Annotated in this window: 16 protein-coding genes and 1 pseudogene; 12 read left to right on the top strand and 5 right to left on the bottom strand. The window is 72.6% G+C overall.

Annotated elements, in window-relative coordinates:
• Nucleotides 1-168 precede the first annotated feature (168 nt).
• From ACSU6L_RS36620 to ACSU6L_RS36605, 4 genes are all read left to right on the top strand, one after another.
• The gene (locus ACSU6L_RS36620; protein WP_437063988.1) at nucleotides 169-1,722 is read left to right on the top strand and encodes a pectate lyase family protein; all 1,554 of its coding nucleotides are present in this window, start codon (nucleotides 169-171) and stop codon (nucleotides 1,720-1,722) included.
• Between the two features lie 317 nt (nucleotides 1,723-2,039).
• Complete coding sequence (locus tag ACSU6L_RS36615; protein WP_437063986.1) at nucleotides 2,040-2,492, top strand: helix-turn-helix transcriptional regulator; 453 nt, start codon at nucleotides 2,040-2,042, stop codon at nucleotides 2,490-2,492.
• Between the two features lie 10 nt (nucleotides 2,493-2,502).
• Complete coding sequence (locus ACSU6L_RS36610) at nucleotides 2,503-2,913, top strand: VOC family protein (protein ID WP_073943963.1); 411 nt, start codon at nucleotides 2,503-2,505, stop codon at nucleotides 2,911-2,913.
• Between the two features lie 100 nt (nucleotides 2,914-3,013).
• Nucleotides 3,014-5,404 carry an ATP-binding cassette domain-containing protein gene (locus ACSU6L_RS36605; RefSeq protein WP_437063983.1) on the top strand — a complete coding sequence of 797 codons (2,391 nt, stop codon included), beginning with the start codon at nucleotides 3,014-3,016 and terminating at the stop codon, nucleotides 5,402-5,404.
• Between the two features lie 45 nt (nucleotides 5,405-5,449).
• On the opposite strand, the gene ACSU6L_RS36600 is transcribed toward ACSU6L_RS36605, so the two are convergent.
• The 3 genes from ACSU6L_RS36600 to ACSU6L_RS36590 form a co-directional block, all read right to left on the bottom strand.
• Nucleotides 5,450-6,343 (bottom strand): AraC family transcriptional regulator, encoded by an 894-nt coding sequence (locus ACSU6L_RS36600; protein WP_437063981.1) that lies wholly within the window; start codon nucleotides 6,341-6,343, stop codon nucleotides 5,450-5,452.
• Nucleotides 6,344-6,506: 163 nt separating this feature from the next.
• Nucleotides 6,507-7,019 carry a GNAT family N-acetyltransferase gene (locus ACSU6L_RS36595; protein ID WP_437063979.1) on the bottom strand — a complete coding sequence of 171 codons (513 nt, stop codon included), beginning with the start codon at nucleotides 7,017-7,019 and terminating at the stop codon, nucleotides 6,507-6,509.
• Between the two features lie 407 nt (nucleotides 7,020-7,426).
• Nucleotides 7,427-7,603, bottom strand: coding sequence for a hypothetical protein (locus tag ACSU6L_RS36590; RefSeq protein ID WP_198948595.1), 177 nt, complete (start codon nucleotides 7,601-7,603; stop codon nucleotides 7,427-7,429).
• A 281-nt stretch (nucleotides 7,604-7,884) separates the two neighbouring features.
• On the opposite strand from ACSU6L_RS36590, the gene ACSU6L_RS36585 reads away from it, so the two are divergent.
• The 4 genes from ACSU6L_RS36585 (at nucleotide 7,885) to ACSU6L_RS36570 (ending at nucleotide 11,106) form a co-directional block, all read left to right on the top strand.
• Nucleotides 7,885-8,877, top strand: coding sequence for a phosphotransferase family protein (locus tag ACSU6L_RS36585; protein WP_437063977.1), 993 nt, complete (start codon nucleotides 7,885-7,887; stop codon nucleotides 8,875-8,877).
• A gap of 114 nt (nucleotides 8,878-8,991) precedes the next feature.
• On the top strand, nucleotides 8,992-10,107 hold the full coding sequence (locus tag ACSU6L_RS36580) for an FUSC family protein (protein WP_437063975.1): 1,116 nt from the start codon (nucleotides 8,992-8,994) through the stop codon (nucleotides 10,105-10,107).
• A 172-nt stretch (nucleotides 10,108-10,279) separates the two neighbouring features.
• Nucleotides 10,280-10,651: a phage holin family protein gene (locus ACSU6L_RS36575; RefSeq protein ID WP_073943962.1), complete on the top strand. Its 372-nt coding sequence runs from the start codon at nucleotides 10,280-10,282 to the stop codon at nucleotides 10,649-10,651.
• Nucleotides 10,648-11,106: a DUF3618 domain-containing protein gene (locus tag ACSU6L_RS36570; protein ID WP_437063973.1), complete on the top strand. Its 459-nt coding sequence runs from the start codon at nucleotides 10,648-10,650 to the stop codon at nucleotides 11,104-11,106. Before ACSU6L_RS36575 ends, ACSU6L_RS36570 begins: the two co-directional genes overlap by 4 nt.
• Nucleotides 11,107-11,164: 58 nt before the next feature.
• Here ACSU6L_RS36570 and ACSU6L_RS36565 read toward each other — a convergent pair.
• Nucleotides 11,165-12,061 (bottom strand): annotated as a pseudogene (locus ACSU6L_RS36565) (alpha-amylase family glycosyl hydrolase); the annotation flags it as partial.
• Here ACSU6L_RS36565 and ACSU6L_RS36560 point away from each other — a divergent pair.
• Complete coding sequence (locus tag ACSU6L_RS36560; RefSeq protein WP_437063971.1) at nucleotides 12,053-12,517, top strand: amidohydrolase family protein; 465 nt, start codon at nucleotides 12,053-12,055, stop codon at nucleotides 12,515-12,517. The pseudogene ACSU6L_RS36565 and the gene ACSU6L_RS36560 overlap by 9 nt on opposite strands.
• 193 nt (nucleotides 12,518-12,710) lie before the next feature.
• Nucleotides 12,711-14,666, top strand: coding sequence for a protein-arginine deiminase family protein (locus ACSU6L_RS36555; protein WP_437063969.1), 1,956 nt, complete (start codon nucleotides 12,711-12,713; stop codon nucleotides 14,664-14,666).
• A gap of 71 nt (nucleotides 14,667-14,737) precedes the next feature.
• Here ACSU6L_RS36555 and ACSU6L_RS36550 read toward each other — a convergent pair whose 3' ends face one another.
• The gene (locus ACSU6L_RS36550; protein ID WP_437063967.1) at nucleotides 14,738-15,328 is read right to left on the bottom strand and encodes a cysteine hydrolase family protein; all 591 of its coding nucleotides are present in this window, start codon (nucleotides 15,326-15,328) and stop codon (nucleotides 14,738-14,740) included.
• 171 nt (nucleotides 15,329-15,499) lie between these two features.
• On the opposite strand from ACSU6L_RS36550, the gene ACSU6L_RS36545 reads away from it, so the two are divergent.
• Both ACSU6L_RS36545 and ACSU6L_RS36540 read left to right on the top strand, forming a co-directional pair.
• On the top strand, nucleotides 15,500-16,492 hold the full coding sequence (locus tag ACSU6L_RS36545) for a GlxA family transcriptional regulator (protein ID WP_437063965.1): 993 nt from the start codon (nucleotides 15,500-15,502) through the stop codon (nucleotides 16,490-16,492).
• 64 nt (nucleotides 16,493-16,556) lie between these two features.
• Nucleotides 16,557-17,627 (top strand): MerR family transcriptional regulator, encoded by a 1,071-nt coding sequence (locus ACSU6L_RS36540; protein ID WP_437063963.1) that lies wholly within the window; start codon nucleotides 16,557-16,559, stop codon nucleotides 17,625-17,627.
• Nucleotides 17,628-17,634: the final 7 nt, after the last annotated feature.

Here is a 17,634-nt window from a genome sequence, read left to right as displayed (position 1 = left end):
GAACCTCCAGGCCACGGCGGCGGAGCCGCCGACTCGCGAGCACTTCGGCGAGTCGAGAGCAGAACGCGCTTGCCGTCAGTGCTGCCGTCGGCGGCGCGCAGCAGGAAACAGAAACGCTCAGTGCGAAACAGCAACGCTCAGCATTCAGGGACGAATGGGGAGACGACGATGAGACGACCAGTCGCAGTGCGACTCTACGCGGCGCTGGCCACGATGGCCCTCGCGGTCGGGACCGGCGCGGCGCTGTCGGCACCGCAGGCCTCGGCGGCGACGGCCGGCGCCACCGGCTACGCGACCCAGAACGGCGGCACCACCGGCGGCGCCGGCGGTCAGACGGTACGCGCCACCACGGGCACCGCGATCCACCAGGCCCTGTGCGGCCGGGCCAGCAGCAGCACCCCGATCACCATCCAGGTCGAGGGGGCCATCAACCACGGCAACACCAGCAAGGTGTCCGGCGACAGCTGCAGCACCGCCGACGGCGTGATCGAGCTCAAGCAGATCAGCAACGTCACCATCGTCGGGGTCGGCGGCGGTGCCGTCTTCGACCAGCTGGGCATCCACATCCGCGAGTCCAGCAACATCATCATCCAGAACGTGACCGTACGGAACGTCAAGAAGTCGGGCTCGCCCACGTCCAACGGCGGTGACGCCATCGGCATGGAGAGCGACGTCCGCAACGTCTGGGTCGACCACGTCACCCTGGAGGCGTCGGGCGGGGAGTCGGAGGGCTACGACGGTCTCTTCGACATGAAGGACAACACCCAGTACGTGACCCTGTCGTACAGCGTCCTGCGCGACTCCGGCCGCGGCGGGCTCGTCGGGTCCAGCGAGAGCGACGTCTCGAACGGCTTCATCACCTACCACCACAACCTGTACGAGAACATCGACTCCCGCGCTCCCCTGCTGCGCGGCGGCGTCGCCCACATGTACAACAACCACTACATGAGCCTCAACGAGTCCGGCATCAACTCCCGGGCCGGCGCCCGCGCCAAGGTGGACAACAACTACTTCGAGGACTCCAAGGACGTCCTGGGCACCTTCTACACCGACGCGGCCGGCTACTGGCAGGTCAGCGGCAACATCTTCGACAACGTGACGTGGTCCAGCCCGGGCGAGGACAACAACCCGGCGGGCCCTGACCCGCAGTCCAACACCACCGTCGGCATCCCGTACTCCTACAGCCTCGACGGGGCGAGCTGCGTGCCGGCCATCGTGAGCCAGACGGCCGGCGCCAACAAGGGCCTGAAGGTGTCGGACGGCAACTGCACCCCGCAGACCCCGACCCCGACGCCGACCCCCACCGACCCCACCCCGACCCCGACCGAGCCCACGCCGACCCCGACGCAGCCCGGCGGGACCAACCTGAGCATCGGGGCGGGCTCCGACGGCTCCAGCAAGGCGAGCGGGACGAGCTACGGCTACGTGCGCGACGGTGACATGGGCACCTACTGGTCACCGGCCGCCGCCACCGGCTCCGTGTCGATCAAGTGGGGCTCCGCCACCGCGGTCTCCAGGATCAACATCCGGGAGGCGGCCGGCGCCACCGGTCGCATCGGGGCGTGGCGGGTCGTCAACGCCGACACCGGCGCCGTGCTGACCACCGGCACCGGCGCGGGGGTCATCTCCTTCCCCCGGACCTCGCTCAGCAAGGTCACCTTCGAGATCACCGGCTCCTCCGGCACCCCGCGGATCGCGGAGTTCGAGACCTACGCCGGCTAGGGGGTGTCTCGTCGATCAGGCCGGATCAGGGAGCGGCGCCTGGTGCCGTGCATCGCAAGGCGGAGGAGGGAGCCGATGCGATGGGGGTCCCCCCTGCTCGAGCGGAGCCGAGAGCTTGGGGGAATCGGGGACCGACGACAACGCGGCGAGGCGCGGTGCCAGGCGCCGCGAGCCCGGCATGATCGGCGAGACGTCCCCTAGGCCTCGTCGTCCGGATCAGGCCGGCTCCGCACGACAGGGCCCAGGCGCGGGTCCGCCGGGTTCCGTGTCCCCGCGTGGGCACGGAACCCGGCCGTGGGTCCGGTCCCTGTGGGACGATGCTGCGGGTGAGCAGCAGTTCCCCCACTCCCCCGCAACTGAGCGACCTCGCGCGGCTGCGCCGGGTGCGCGACCGGATCGACCGGGAGTACGCCCGGCCGCTGAACGTCGAGGCGCTCGCGCGCGACGCGCACATGTCGGCCGGGCATCTCAGCCGCCAGTTCAAGCTCGCCTACGGGGAGTCGCCGTACGGCTACCTCATGACGCGGCGGATCGAGCGCGCGATGGCGCTGCTGCGCCGCGGCGACCTCAGTGTCACCGAGGTCTGCTTCGCGGTCGGCTGCCAGTCGCTCGGCACCTTCAGCACCCGCTTCACCGAGCTGGTCGGCGTGCCGCCCAGCACCTACCGGCGCGAGGCGGCGGACGCGACCGAGGGCATGCCGTCGTGCGTCGCGAAACAGGTGACCAGGCCGATCAGGAATCGAGAAGCGCGGCCGTCGGGCCGCGGCTAGCGTGACGGCCATGGACATCACGATTCACGCGAGTTTCCTCCCCCACGACGACGCGGACGCCGCCCTGGCCTTCTACCGCGACACCCTCGGCTTCGAGGTCCGCAAGGACGTCGGCTACGGCGGGATGCGCTGGATCACGGTCGGCCCCGTCGACCAGCCCGGCACGTCCATCGTCCTGACGCCGCCGGCCGCCGACCCCGGCGTCACCGACGACGAACGCCGCACCATCGCCGAGATGATGGCCAAGGGCACCTACGCCGGCATCCTCCTGGCCACCCGCGACCTCGACGGCGTCTTCGATCGCGTGCAGGCCACCGGTGCGGAGGTGGTGCAGGAGCCGACCGAGCAGCCGTACGGCGTCCGCGACTGCGCCTTCCGTGACCCGGCGGGCAACATGGTCCGCATCCAGCAACTGGACTGAGCACGCCCGGAACCGCCACGAGCCGCGAACGGCGCGGCCCTGACGAGGGCCGCGCGCACGGAGACCGCCCGCACGCGGTCCGCCAGACAGATGGAGAAGGATGACCATGGCCACGAGGCCCCAGCCGCAGTCCCCTGCGTCGCACGCCGCCGACAGCCACGATCTGATCCGCGTGCACGGGGCGCGCGAGAACAATCTCAAGGACGTCAGCGTCGAGATCCCGAAGCGCCGGCTGACGGTGTTCACCGGCGTGTCCGGCTCGGGCAAGAGCTCGCTGGTCTTCGACACGATCGCCGCGGAGTCGCAGCGGCTGATCAACGAGACGTACAGCGCGTTCGTGCAGGGGTTCATGCCGTCGCTGGCGCGGCCCGAGGTCGACGTGCTCGACGGGCTGACGACGGCGATCATCGTGGACCAGCAGCGGATGGGCGCGGACCCGCGCTCCACGGTCGGCACGGCCACCGACGCCAACGCGATGCTGCGCATCCTCTTCAGCCGCCTCGGCGACCCGCACATCGGCCCGCCGAGCGCGTACTCCTTCAACACCGCCTCGGTCCGGGCGAGCGGCGCGATCACGGTGGAGCGCGGCAGCAAGAAGGCTGTGAAGGCGACCTACGAGCGCACCGGCGGCATGTGCACCCGCTGCGAGGGCCGGGGCACGGTCTCCGACATCGACCTCACCCAGCTCTACGACGACTCGAAGTCGATCTCCGAAGGCGCGTTCACCATCCCCGGCTGGAAGTCGGACAACGTGTGGACCGTGGGGCTCTACGCCCAGTCCGGTTTCCTCGACCCGGACAAGCCGATCAGCCGGTTCACCGAGAAGGAGATGCGGGACTTCCTCTACGGCGAGCCGACCAAGGTGAAGGTCAACGGCGTCAACCTCACCTACGAGGGGCTGATCCCGAAGATCCAGAAGTCGTTCCTGTCCAAGGACAAGGAGGCGATGCAGCCGCACATCCGGGCGTTCGTGGAGCGGGCCGTCACCTTCACCACCTGCGCCGAATGCAACGGCACCCGGCTCAGCGAGGGCGCCCGGTCGTCGAAGATCAAGGGCGTCAGCATCGCCGACGCCTGCGCCATGGAGATCCGCGACCTCGCCGAGTGGATCCGCGGCGTCGAGGAGCCGTCGATGGCCCCGCTGCTGACCGCGCTGCAGCAGACCCTCGACTCGTTCGTGGAGATCGGTCTCGGCTACCTCGCGCTGGACCGGCCGTCGGGCACCCTGTCGGGCGGTGAGGCGCAGCGCGTCAAGATGATCCGCCACCTCGGCTCATCCCTCACCGATGTCACGTACGTCTTCGACGAGCCGACCGTCGGTCTGCACCCGCACGACATCCAGCGGATGAACGACCTGCTGCTGCGGCTGCGGGACAAGGGCAACACGGTGCTCGTCGTGGAGCACAAGCCCGAGGTGATCGAGATCGCCGACCATGTCGTCGACCTGGGCCCCGGTGCCGGTACGGCGGGCGGTGCCGTCTGCTTCGAGGGCACCGTCGAGGGCCTGCGGGCCGGCGGCACGATCACCGGCCGGCATCTCGACGACCGGGCCCGCCTCAAGGAGTCGGTGCGCGAGCCCACCGGCGCGCTGGAGGTCCGCGGCGCGTCGGCGAACAACCTGCGGGGTGTCGACGTCGACATCCCGCTCGGGACGCTCGTCGTGGTCACGGGCGTCGCCGGTTCCGGCAAGAGCTCGCTGATCCACGGCTCGGTCGCCGGGCGGGACGGCGTGGTGGCGGTCGACCAGACGCCGATCCGCGGCTCGCGCCGCAGCAACCCGGCGACGTACACCGGGCTCCTGGACCCGGTCCGCAAGGCGTTCGCGAAGGCCAACGGCGTCAAGCCGGCGCTGTTCAGCGCGAATTCGGAGGGCGCCTGCCCCACCTGCAACGGTGCCGGGGTGATCTACACCGACCTGGCGATGATGGCCGGGGTCGCCAGCCCGTGCGAGGACTGCGAGGGCAAGCGGTTCCAGGCGTCGGTGCTGGAGCACCGTCTCGGCGGACGGGACATCAGCGAGGTGCTCGCGATGTCGGTGACCGAGGCCGAGGAGTTCTTCGGCGCGGGCGAGGCCCGCACCCCCGCGGCCCACCGGATCCTCGAGCGGATGGCCGACGTCGGGCTCGGCTACCTCACCCTCGGCCAGCCGCTCACCACGTTGTCGGGCGGCGAGCGGCAGCGGCTGAAGCTGGCGACGCACATGGGTGAGAAGGGCGGCGTCCACATCCTCGACGAGCCGACCACCGGCCTCCACCTCGCCGACGTCGAGCAGTTGCTGGGCCTGCTGGACCGGCTCGTCGACTCCGGCAAGTCGGTCATCGTCATCGAGCACCACCAGGCGGTCATGGCGCACGCGGACTGGATCATCGACCTCGGTCCGGGCGCCGGCCACGACGGCGGCCGGATCGTCTTCGAGGGCACCCCGGCCGACCTCGTCGCGGCCCGCTCCACCGTCACCGGCGAGCACCTCGCGGCGTACGTCGGGGCCTGACGGGAGGGGGCTTCAGCCGGCCCGCGCGGCCGGCTGAAGCTCCGCTCATCCTTGTTCCCGCTCCACCGGCAGCCACAGCTCGGCGTCGGCCTCGCTGCCGTCCGCCGACAGGCGGGTGCGCAGGATCTCCGGGCCGGGGCGGCCGCGGTACGGGTTGGACGGGAACCACTGGGTGAACACGTCCCGCCACAACGTCTGGATCGCCTCCGGCGCCGGTCCGGAGACGGTGAACACGGCCCAGGCGCCGGACGGGACGGTCAGGGTCGTGGTGCCGGACGGGACGGTCTGGGTCGTGGTGCCGTCGGGGGTGGCGGCGGCGGTGATCACGCCCTGGTAGTAGTCGAGTTCCGTGCCCTCGGCGCGGCTCGGGTCCAGGTCGTCGCAGACGGCGACGATGCCCCGCGGCTCCTGGTCCGCGAGCTTCTCCAGACGCTCCAGGGCCTCGCGGTCGAGACCCCGCACGAAGTCGACGATCGCCTGGTTCGGCCCCGAGTGCACCAGGGGCACCCGGGTCTTGAAGCCGACGACGGTGAAGTCCGGCCGGTGCACAACGCGGTATCGCATGCTGCTGTTCCCTTCGACGGTGAGGCGGAAGGTCAGCCGTGGCTGGGCGACGAGCGCGGCGCCCGTGCGCCGGGCCTCGCCCGGGCCGACGCCGTGCATGACGCGGAACGCCCGCGCGAACGCCTCACCCGAGCCGTAGCCGTAGCGGACCGCGATCTCCAGCAGCGACTCGTGTCCCGCGAGCACTTCTGCGCCCGCGAGCGTGAGCCTGCGGCGCCGGACGTACTCCGACAGCGGCATGCCCGCGAGCGCGGAGAACATCCGGCGCAGGTGGTACTCCGAGGTGGCGGCGGTCCGCGCCAGCCCGGCCACGTCGATCGACTGGTCGAGGTGGCCCTCGATGTGCTCCATGACCTGGTTGAGCCGCTCCAGCACGCCCGGTCCCCTTCCTTTTGACGTTCACCACGCTATGAACGGCCCGCCCTGCCCGACCCGACATCCTGTGCCCGATCGGGTCGGGTGCCGGGTCGGCCTGAATCGTGGTGCCGCGCGGGGGTGTCGCGGTGCCCCCGCGCGGCGAAGGTGGTCCGGACGCGGATCAGACGCCGAACGCCGTGGCGTAGCGGACGGTTCCGCCGGGCAGCGGGTGGCCGGCGTCGAGGGTGAGGGCCATCAGCACCTCGTCCGGGACGTCGAAGGTCACGCCGATGCCGTGCGCGGAGGCGCGGCCGAAGCCGAACCGGGGGTAGTACGCGGGATGCCCCAGGACGACGACGTGGTGTTCGCCGGCCTCCTTGGCCGCCTGGAGGGCCGCTCGGACGGCCGCGGCTCCGGCGCCGTCGCGTTGCCGCTCGGGCCGGACGGCGACCGGGCCCAGGCACAGGGCGGGGACGTCACCGATGTGACAGCGGGTCAGGAGCGCGTGGCCGACGAGGTGTCCGCGTTCGTCGGCGGCGACGAGGTTCAGCCCGTCGATCCACGCGGTCGGGTCGGCGCGCAGTGCCTCGACGAGGTCGGCCTCCAGCGCCGTCGGGAAGGCGGCGAGGTCGATCTCACGGATGGCGGGGATGTCGGCGCCGGTCTCGGCGCGCGTGATCCAGTGGTTGCCCATGATGGATGAGGATCCGTTTCGATGAGACGTTCGTGTGGACGCCTCGCGAGCTCACGCTCCCGGCGAGGGCGGACGAGATGAGGTCAGGCCACGACCGGGGACGTGAGGGAGACCCGGACGCTGTGCGTGGTGGCCTTGAGCGCGGTCATCGACCTCACCTCCCTGATGTCTCGATCTGCGCCGCTGATTCGGCATGACACGAACGGGTGTCAGCCTACCCCCGATGACTCCGGGCGGCCCCGGACGGGTGCTCTCCCGGTGACCGTGCGGTACGTCGGGCGGAGCCGGCGAGCGGCCTGTGGGCCGTGGCCGCCGGCCGCCTCGCGACGGTGCTCCCGCTTCTGCCGGGCATGGCGGGCGCGGTGGTGCCGCTCAGCCCGGGGTGCCCTGACGGCACGTCACGGCCGTCACCGGGGCGGGCCGGGGAAGCCCAGCTGGCCGGGGAGACCGGAGGCGGGGCTCGGGGCGACGCGCATCACGGCCTCCAGGTCGCGGCGTATGCGGTCGGCCTCGCTGCGCACCTGAAGGGGGATGTCACCGCGTTCGGCGATGAGGCGGCTGTAGATCGGGGTCTCCTGGAACACGGTGGGTCTGCTTTCCTCTGCTTCGTTCGGCGGCGGTGGCGCGGGCTGGGTGGGTGACGGGTGTGCGGTGATCAGTATCGCCGACCCCCGGCGGGCGAACCGGCCCGGGCCGGGACCGGCCGCTCCCACGATCGCCCCTTCCCTCGGTCGTCACCCCGGCCACCGCGAGATCATCTCACTCACCGCCCCCTGCCCGCGGGCGCTTCCGGCATCATGGGAGCGCTCCCGCAACGCGGCCCCACCCGCACCGCCCAGACCAGGACGTCCGAAAGCGTGACCTCATGCAGAGCCTGACCAAGCGCCGCGTCTCTCCCGACGAGCTCGACCGGCTGCTCCGCGCGGCCACCGGCACAGGGTGCCGGGTGGAACGCGAGCTGACCGACGGCTGGTTCAACACGGCCTACCGAGTCCTGCTCGACGACGGCAGGCCGGCCGTCGTCAAACTCGCCCCGCCCGCCGACGCCGCGGTCCTGCGCTACGAGCGCGGCATCATGGCGACGGAGGCGATGGTCTACCGGCGTATCGCGGACCTTCCGGGCGGCGGCGTGCCCTCCCCCGCGCTGCTCCACGCCGGAGAGGACTTCCTCGCCCTCTCGGTCCTGACGGGCCTGCCCTGGGACCGGGCGGCCGCCCGGCTGTCGCCCGGCACCGAGGCGGCACTGCGCCGGGAACTGGGCGCGATCACCGCCCGTCTGCACACCCTGACGCCACCGGACGGCCGGTTCGGCTACCCGGCCGCCGAGTCGGCGCTCTCGGCCCCGCGCTGGCGGACCGCCTTCTCCGCGATGGTCGAAGCGCTCCTCGACGACGCCGGGCGATGGCGGTCCCCGCTGGACGTGCCGCCCGACCGGATACGCGCCCTGGTGGCCGAGGGCGGGTACGCGCTGGACGAGGTCACCGAGCCCCGGCTGGTCCACTTCGACCTGTGGCCGGGCAGCATCTTCGTCGTCGGCGCCGGCGACGGCGGGCCCGCCGGGATCACCGGGCTCATCGACCACGAGCGGGCGTTCTGGGGCGACCCGGCCGCCGAACTGGTCTCCCTGGCGTTCGGCGGTGACACCGGTCCGGACAGCGATCTGGTCGCCGGCTACACCGAGGCCGGCGGCACCCTCGACTTCACCCCGGCCTTCCGGCACCGCCTGGCCCTGTACCGCCTCTACCTGGGCCTGCTGCTCGTCGTCGAGTGCGGTCCGCGCGGGTACGGCACCGACCAGCTGGCCTTCGCCCGCCGCAGCCTCACCGAGGCCGCCGCCGGGCTCCGGTCGCTCGGGTAGCACGACGGCGACCGGGAGGCCCGCCGCCGATCCGGCTGCATTCATCCCGGCAGATGTGGCACCTGGCTCCCGATGCAGGGATTTCGACGAGCTCTACAGGGTGTCCCGCGCGGTATGCGGGCGGTCGGCGAGGCGCTGCGCCGGGCGTGGACGGAACCGGGCCGGGAACGCGACCTGGTGGTACAGGCCTGCAAGGCGGCGCTGGCCGCCTGTCTGGCCTGGGCGGTCGCGGGCTGGTGGCTGGGGGCGCCGATGGCGTTCGTCGCGCCGTGGGTGGCGATCGTGCTGGTGGAATCGACGGTGTACCGGTCGATCGCGCACGGCCTCCAGCAGGTGGCGGCCATCGCCACCGGGACGGTCGTGGCCACCGGCACCGCCCTGCTGCTGGACTCCACGATGGCGGCGATGGGCCTGGTGCTGCCGGCGGCGGTGCTGCTGGGGAACTGGCGGCGGCTCGGCAGCCAGGGGATCTACGCGGCCACCGGCGCCCTGTTCGTGCTGACCATGCAGCCGGTCACGATCGCCGGTTCGGGGGCCCGGATCGCGGAGGCGGTCTTCGGCGCGGTCGTGGGCATCCTGGTGAACGCGCTGGTCCGGCCTCCGGTGTATCTGCGCAGCTCGCGGGCCGCGCTCGAGGACGCGGCCCGCGAGGCGCAGGAGATCCTCGACTCGGTCGCCGACGGGCTGGCCGCCGGGGACTGGGACGCGCAGGCGGCCGGTGCCGCGCACGAGCGGGCGCTGCGTCTGGGCCGGCTGGTGGAGCAGGCGCGTTCGGCGGTCGGCTGGAGCCGGGAAAGCCTGTGGGCCAACCCCCGGCGCCGTGACCGTGGCGCGGCCTCGCCCGGACCGGAGGACCACGACGACGCGGTCACCGTCCTCGACCACGTGGCCGTCCACACCGCGGGCGTCACCCGGGCGGTGCTGGAGTCCTGTGACGGCGAGCGGGGAGCGCCCCGGCCGGGCCCGCACGTCACCGAGCCGTACGCCGAGTTCCTGCGCCGCAGCGCCCGGGCCGTCCGGCTCTACACCACCAGCCGGTTCGCGCCGGGCGGTGCGGACCGGCGGGCGGACCGGGAGCTGCGCGAGGTGGTCGAGGAGCTGGACCGCACCCTGGCCGGCCTGCGGCAGCGGCTGCTCGGCGCGGTGCCCGACGACCCGGACGCGCTGGCGACGTACGGCACGCTGCTGACCCAGGCGCGCCGGCTGGCCGACCAGCTGGTCGGACGCTGATCGGGAGGTGGGCGGCGGACCGTCCGGGGTACTCGCGCACTCGGCGCGGGACCGAGCGCGGCGACACAGCCGGTCCCGGACACGAGACCGATGGGAGGTGATCGCCGTGTTCAGTACGCGGTCGCATCGCACCGCACCCGGCCAGGAGGCACATCACCCCGGCCAGGAACCGGTGAGCGAGCTGGTGCAGCGGGCGTCGCAGCAGCTGACGGAGCTGGTCCGCGGCGAGCTGCGCCTGGCGCAGGCGGAGATGAAGGAGAAGGGCAGGCGCTACGGCAAGGGAGGCGGACTGTTCGGCGGCGCCGGCGTCGTCGGCTTCCTGACGCTCCAGGCGCTGGTCGCCACGGTGATCGCCGCTCTGGCGATCCCGCTGCCCGTGTGGGCGGCGGCGCTGATCGTGACCGTGGTGCTGGGTGTGATCGCCGCGGTCATGGCGATGAGCGGCAGGAAGCAGGTGGGCCGGGCCGCGCCGCCCGTGCCGGAGCAGACGATCGAGAACGTGAAGGCCGATGTGGCCGAGATCAAGGAGAGCGCGCACCGATGAGCGAGCCGTCCCACGGCAAGAAGACAGCCCCGAGCCCCGAGGAGCTGCGCGAGCAGGTGGCGCGGACCCGGAGCGAGCTCGGGGACACGGTCGAGGCGATCGCGGCGAAGAGCGATGTGAAGAGCCGCGCGCAGGAGAAGGCCGCGGAGGTCAGGGAGCAGGCCGCGGCGAAGGCCGGTGAGCTCCGGGCCAAGGCCGCCGACATGGCACACCAGGTTCAGGACAGGCTGCCCGAACCGGTCAAGGGCAAGGCCTCCCAGGCCGCCGGGCACGCCCGGGAGACGGCCGCCCGGGCCGGTCGGGTGTGGGAGGAGAAGGCACCCGAGCAGGTGCGGCACACGACCGCCGAGGGGACCCGGCTGGCCCGGGACCATCGCACGCTGCTGCTGGCGGTCGCGGGCACGGCCATGGCGGTCTGGCTGGTCTGCCGCCGGAGCGGCAGCGGGCGGGGCTGACAGCGTCGTACCGACCCGGGCGGGCACCTTCCGTGTGCCCGCCCGGGTCGGCGAGCTGTCAGGAGCGCAGCCAGACGGCGGTGTCATGGGGCAGCCGTGCGTCGCCGTCGAGCGGTCCGCTGGCGAGCAGGAGGGCGCTGTGGACGGGCAGGCCGACGGGGGGCCGCCGAGAGGTTGACCACGCAGGTCAGGCCGCGCGGGCGGGCGAAGGCGAGGACCCCGTCGGGGGCGGGGAGCCAGGTGAGGGGTCCGTCGCCGAGGCCTTCGGTGGCGCGCCGCAGGCGGTGGCCTGCCGGTAGAGGGTGAGCATCGAGCCGGGGTCCGCGGCCTGGCGGTCGGCCGCGTAGTCCGGCCAGGTGTCCGGCTGGGGCAGCCAGGGCGGCGTCTGCGCGCCGAAGCCGCAGTGCGGTTCACCGGCGGCCCAGGGCAGGGGTACCCGGCAGCCGTCGCGGCCCGGGTCCGTGCCGCCGGAACGGAAGTGCATCGGGTCCTGGATGCGGTCCAGGGGGATGTCGGCCTCGGGCAGGCCGAGTTCCTCGCCCTGATAGACGTAGACCGATCCGGGCAGGGCCAGGGTCAGCAGGGCGGCGGCGCGGGCGCGGCGGGTGCCGAGGGTGAGGTCGGCCGGGGTGCCGAAGGCCTTGGTGGCGAAGTCGACGGCGGTGTCCGCGCGGCCGTAGCGGGTCACCGTGCGGGTCACGTCGTGGTTGCACAGGACCCAGGTGGCGGGGGCGCCGACCGGGGCGTGTTCGGCGAGGGTGTCGTCGATGGCGCGGCGCAGCCGGTCCGCGTCCCAGGGGCAGGTGAGGAAGTTGAAGTTGAACGCGGTGTGCAGTTCGTCGGGCCGGAGGTAGCGGGCGAAGCGTTCGGCGTCGGGCAGCCACACCTCCCCCACGAACACGCCGCCGAACTCGTCGGCGACGGCCCGCCAGGAGCGGTAGATGTCGTGGAGGCGCGGGCCGCGCACGAGCGGCTGGTGCGGCACCGGGTCGAGCATATCGAGACCGTCCCGGACGACACGGTGCGGCGGTTCGCCAGGGCCTTCCGCTGCCGCGACCTGTGGGAGGCCGACGCCCGGGTCGTGCTCGGCTCCGACTGGCCCATCGCGCCGTTCCCGCCGCTGGGTGTCACGGCCGGCGCCCGGCATCGCCGCCCGAGCGATCTGTCCCTGCCGCCGCACGGCCCCGAGCAGGCGCTGACGCCGCTCCAGGCGTTCCAGGGCGTCACCGTGAACCCGGCCTGGGCAGCGGGCGAGGAGCACACGTCCGGCCGTGTGGCCGTCGGACACCGTGCGGACCTCACCGTCCTCGCCGACAGCCCGCTCGACGTGGCCGACACCGAGTTGGCCGGACTCCCCGTGCGGCTCACCGTCGTCGGCGGCCGGCCCACGTACCGGGCGCCGGAGCTGTGACGCGGGGCCCGTCACGGCGACGGGCCCCTTACCGCATTCGCACCGCTTCCTCCATCCCCACCAGGGATGATCCGTCGCGAGTTTTCCGCGCCCGGCTGTCCACCCGGGGTATGAACCTCGCGCGCACGGCCAACGCACACCGCGCACTTCGCCTCTTGCACGGCGCAACCCCCCACCACAGAAGGGAACCGCCGTGCGCTCAGGTACGCGCATACCAGTCCGGCACACGATCCTCGCCCTCGCCGCGGCGGGATCGGTGCTGGCGACACCGCTCTCACCGGCCCACGCCGCAGGCCCGTCCCCGTCACCCGACCTGCGCGCGGACGTGAACCGCGACGGCACGGTCGACGTGACGGGCGACAGCGACAAGGCCGGTGAGGACGGCTGGACCGTCGGACGCGGCGCGGTCCACCTGCCCAACCTCGACGACGACACCAAGCGCTGCCCGACCACCGGCCCGGACGGCAAACCGCTGTCCGACGCCAAGCTGGCCGCCTGCGACGACGCCTCCGACAGCAAGGTCAACGGCACGGCCGACGCGGCCGACCTCGCCCGGGTCCGTTCCGTCCCGATGAGCGGCGTCGCCGCCGACGCCAAGGGCAGTGTGCAGGTCACGAAGGGCGCCAAGCACACCCATGTGTTCCTCAAGCGCTCCGGCAAGTGGGTCCTGGTCACGCCCGACACCCGGCTGACCGCGGCCGAGCTGCGCTCCGGGGTGGAGTTCGGCGTCGAGGCCACCGATGTGATCCGGGACAGCGCGAAGTGGGACGGCCGCGCGGTGATCCGGCTGACGGTGTCGTCCGGCGGCCGCAGCACCTCCGACTCGGTCACCCTGCGCGTCGCTCCGCTCCTCACCCACCACCACCTGCAGAACACCCAGCAGGTGATGGTCACCAAGGTGAACGGGGCGGGCGAATACGGCCGCCTGCAGCGGAAGTTCGTCAAGGACCTGGCGAAGGAGGTCGAGAACGCCGGCATCACCAAGCCGCTGGTGACCTTCGAGAAGTACGGGGACCCGTGGGCGCAGGACTTCGTCGAGCCCGCGTACGTCAGCATGACGGGCCCCGGCGGGCGGCGGCACGTGATGCGGGTGATGCTGCGCTCGGCCCAGCTGGACCGGGAGGCGGGCCGGGAGCTGTTCGAGAAGGTGCGGGGCCGTGACGTCGGCGTCGTGCAGGTCTCCGACCGCGCGCAGCCGGACGACTGGTCGCTGAACTCCATGGGGAACCTGGAGACGATCCCGCCGTACGCGCACGGCGGCCGTTCGTTCCCGGCCGGACGCATCATCATGGGCTGGCGCAAGGACAGTGGCGAGCGGCCCTCGCCGGGAATGCGCACGCTGCTGAAGTCGCAGGGCCTCCAGGACCCGCTGCTGCTGGACACCTCGTGGCTGGGTGTCGGCCACGTCGACGAGTTCGTGCAGTTCCTGCCCGCCGACACGCCGCGCGGCTGGCGGATCGGGGTCGCCGACCCGCGGGCCGGCCTGCAGTTGCTGCGTGACGCCCAGCGGGACGGCCACGGCGCGACGAAGATGTTCTCCGTGCCGGGTCTCGACGGCGCACCGGCCCCGAAGGAGACCATCGACCAGGTCCTGGCCTCCCGGCACTTCGTCGCCGACAACACGATGGCGGCCGAGCGCATCGCGGCGAACCTGGAGATCCTCAAGCGGGAGACGGGCGTCACCGACGCCGAGATCGTCCGCGTGCCCGCCCTCTACACGCGCGAGGCCGAGACGCGGGCGGCCGACGGCGAGGAGGTGCCGATGCCGCGGCTGACGCGCCTCGGCGGCGGCTCCTCGCTCGCCGAGACGTATCAGGACCACGGCCAGCAGAAGTGGCTCGCCGAGGACGGCGCACGCTCCTCCAAGGCTCCTCGGGAGACCGTCACGACCAGCGCGTACGTCCCCGGCGCGGTCAACGGTGTGCTCCTCGCCCGCGACCGCTATCTCGCCCCGCGCCAGTGGGGTCCTGTCATCGGCGGCAAGGACGTCTTCACCGAGGCGGTCACCGCCGTGTACCGGAAGGCCGGCCTGAAGGTGTCGTACATCGACGACTGGTACACGTACCACCTCGGCATGGGAGAGGTGCACTGCGGCACCAACACCCTGCGGGACGCCTCGGCCGCCTGGTGGGCGAAGCCGGTGCGTTGACGCCCCGTCCCCTCCGGGGCCCTGGGCCGGTCCGCCTGATCAGGTCGGGGACTTGTCAGATCAGGGACTTGTCAGGTCAGGGACTTCCCGGAGGGGACGACGATCCCGTAGAGGTCGCCGACGGCCGCGAGGGCGCCCTGGTGGACCTGGGCGGCGGGTACTTCGGTGCCCGCCGCCGGAAGGGCCCGCGTCGCGCAGGCGTCGGCGACCACGGTGGGACGGTTACCGCGCAGGAAGGCGCCCTGGGCGGTGGCCAGCACGCACATGTGCGTCATGAAGCCCAGGACGACGACGTCCTTGTGGCCGGCGGCGTCGACGAGGTCGCCCAGCTCGGTGCCGGCGAACGAGTTCGGGAGCTTCTTCACGACCACGGCCTCGCCGTCGGCCGGCGCCACACTCGGGTGGATCTGACCGATCTCGGCGCGGATGTCGTACGGGGTGCCCTCGCCGCCGTCGTTGACGACGTGGACGACCGTGGCGCCCGCCTCCCGGGCCCGGCCCAGCAGCTCGGCGGCGGAGTCGAGCGCGGCCCGCCAGCCCTCCAGCTCCATCACGCCGCCGACGTAGGTGTTCTGGTAGTCGACGAGGATCAGGGTCGAGTCGGCGAGCGACGCGGGCGTGTCGTCGAAACCGCTGAGTTCCCGCAGAGTGGTCGTGGCCATGGGAATACCCCCAGATGTCTGCATGCCAAGTGCGCTGACTGGCTCGGTGTGTGCGGCCCGTCCGTGCGGTGAGGGGCCCCGCCCAGAAAGCTACGGCTCCGCTCGACGCGTCGGCAATGTCATCTAACATGCAGATCCGGACATCGCTGCTGCCGACCGGGCGGAGGCCCCTTGAGCACCGTCGAACGACTCGTCGTCATCGTCCTCTTCGAGGGCGTCGACCTCCTCGACGTCACCGGGCCGCCGGAGGTGTTCTCCCTGGTGCGGCGCGAGGTGGCGGAGACGGCGGGCTATCGGGTGGTGCTCGCCGCCGAGACACCGCGGCCCGTGACCACCTCCGCCGGGGTGCGGGTCCTCCCCGACATCACCTTCGACGAGGTGTCCGCGAAGAGCATCGACACCCTCCTGGTGCCCGGCTCCGTCGAGATCGACAGCCGGCGGCGCGTGCACGCCCTCACCGACCCGGCGGTGGTCGCCCGGGTGAAGGCACTCGCCGGGCGGGCCCGCAGAGTCGCCTCCGTCTGCGTCGGCGCCCACATCCTCGCCGCCGCCGGCCTCCTCGACGGCAAGCGCGCCACCACGCACTGGTCGACCGCGCGGCAGCTCGCCGCCGACCACCCGGCGGTCGAGGTCGACGCCGACCCGATCTTCATCCGCGAGGGCGACGTGTGGACCGGCGCGGGCATCAGCGCCTGCCTCGACCTGTCCCTCGCCCTCGTCGCCGACGACTTCGGCGAGGCGGTCGCACTGCGCGTCGCCCGGCAGCTGGTGATGTACCTGAAACGGCCCAGCGGGCAGAGCCAGTTCAGCGTCCCGCTCGAACCGGTCTCCACGACCCGCCGGGTGGAGGACCTGCGTCACCACATCATGCGGAACATCGCCGAGCCGCTCACCGTCGCCGATCTCGCCGAGTACGCCCATCTCAGCGAGCGGCAGCTGACCCGGGTGTTCAAGGCCGAACTCGGCATGACCCCGAGCGCCTACGTCGAGTCCGCCCGCGTCGAGATGGCCCGCAACCAGCTCGAGTCCACCGACGCGACCCTCGAACGCGTCGTCTCGGCGTGCGGCTTCGGGACGACGGACACCCTGATCCGGGCGTTCCGCCGCAGGCTGAACACGACACCGACGGAGTACCGGCGCCGTTTCCGGGCCGCGTCCGGCTGAGCGGGGCCAGGGGCGGACCCCGGCGAGTTGACCTTCGACTTGGTCGAGACCCGAGGATGACCGGGTGCCGAATTCCGAGTTGATGCCGATCGGGGTCTTCGCCCGCCGCAGCGGTCTGACGTCGAGTGCGTTGCGGTTCTACGCCGACGCGGGGCTGCTGTCCCCCGCCGAGATCGACCCTGCCTCGGGCTACCGCTACTACAGCGCCGACCAGGTCGAACGCGCCACGCTGCTGCGCGGGCTGCGGGAGATCGGGATGCCCCTGAGCACGGTGCGGACGGTGCTCGACGCCGCGCCTGCGGACGCGTCCCGGCTGATCGACGAGCATGTCGCGTCGCTCCTCGCGGACGCGGCGGCGGCACGCCGGACCGCGACGGCGATCCAGGGCTCGCTCGTCGCCGGGCCGGGCCTGCCGCTCGCGACACTGAAGGGGCCGGTGCTGGCGGACGCCGTGGAGCAGGTCCTTACGGCGACGGCCCATGACGTGGCTCTGCCGGTGCTGGGGGGACTGCGGGTCGAGGTGACCCGGGAGGCGATCACCCTCACCGCGACGGACCGGTACCGCTTGTCCACGCGGACGCTGGTGCCGGCCGAGCCCGCCGGCACGGCGTGGGCCGCCACGGTCGACGGCGACGATCTGCGGGCCGCGGTCGCCGAGCTGCGCCGTAGCGCGGTGGTACGCCTGGAGGCGACGCCGTACGGGCTCCGCCTGCGTGGCGCGGACCAGGCGGGCCGGCACTGCCGGGTGCTGGCGGAGGAGTTCCCGGACATCGGGCTGATGCTCGACGCGCTCGACGAGGTCACCACCCGGGTGGCGGTCTCCAAGGACGTGTTCCTGCGGGCTCTGGAGGGACATCCCGGCGACCGGATCACCCTGCGCGCGACCCACGGCGGCCTGGCGGTCCTCGCGGCCGACGACACGTCCCGAGGCTGCGGCCTCCCGGCGCGCGTGACGGGGCGGGACCTGCTGATCTCCCTCGAACTGACCACGCTGTACCCGGCCGTCAGCACCGCCGTCGGCCCGGACCTGCTGATCGACCTGCGGGGCTCCGCGCAGCCCGCCACGATCCGCTCCGCCGACCGCGGGGACCTCACCACCTGGGCCATGCCGGTGAGAACCGACTGTTCCGGATGACCACGAC

It is taken from the genome of Streptomyces sp. enrichment culture (assembly GCF_964272855.1).
Lineage (GTDB): Bacteria > Actinomycetota > Actinomycetes > Streptomycetales > Streptomycetaceae > Streptomyces.
This window is presented reverse-complemented; position numbering and strand designations above follow the sequence as displayed.

Bases quoted from the DNA above. Each gene is read 5' to 3' on its own strand.
- ACSU6L_RS36620 (WP_437063988.1), top strand. From the start codon at position 169: ATGAGACGACCAGTCGCAGTGCGACTCTACGCGGCGCTGGCCACGATG.
- ACSU6L_RS36615 (WP_437063986.1), top strand. From the start codon at position 2,040: ATGCTGCGGGTGAGCAGCAGTTCCCCCACTCCCCCGCAACTGAGCGAC.
- ACSU6L_RS36610 (WP_073943963.1), top strand. From the start codon at position 2,503: ATGGACATCACGATTCACGCGAGTTTCCTCCCCCACGACGACGCGGAC.
- ACSU6L_RS36605 (WP_437063983.1), top strand. From the start codon at position 3,014: ATGACCATGGCCACGAGGCCCCAGCCGCAGTCCCCTGCGTCGCACGCC.
- ACSU6L_RS36595 (WP_437063979.1), bottom strand. From the start codon at position 7,019: ATGGGCAACCACTGGATCACGCGCGCCGAGACCGGCGCCGACATCCCC.
- ACSU6L_RS36585 (WP_437063977.1), top strand. From the start codon at position 7,885: ATGCAGAGCCTGACCAAGCGCCGCGTCTCTCCCGACGAGCTCGACCGG.
- ACSU6L_RS36580 (WP_437063975.1), top strand. From the start codon at position 8,992: ATGCGGGCGGTCGGCGAGGCGCTGCGCCGGGCGTGGACGGAACCGGGC.
- ACSU6L_RS36570 (WP_437063973.1), top strand. From the start codon at position 10,648: ATGAGCGAGCCGTCCCACGGCAAGAAGACAGCCCCGAGCCCCGAGGAG.
- ACSU6L_RS36550 (WP_437063967.1), bottom strand. From the start codon at position 15,328: ATGGCCACGACCACTCTGCGGGAACTCAGCGGTTTCGACGACACGCCC.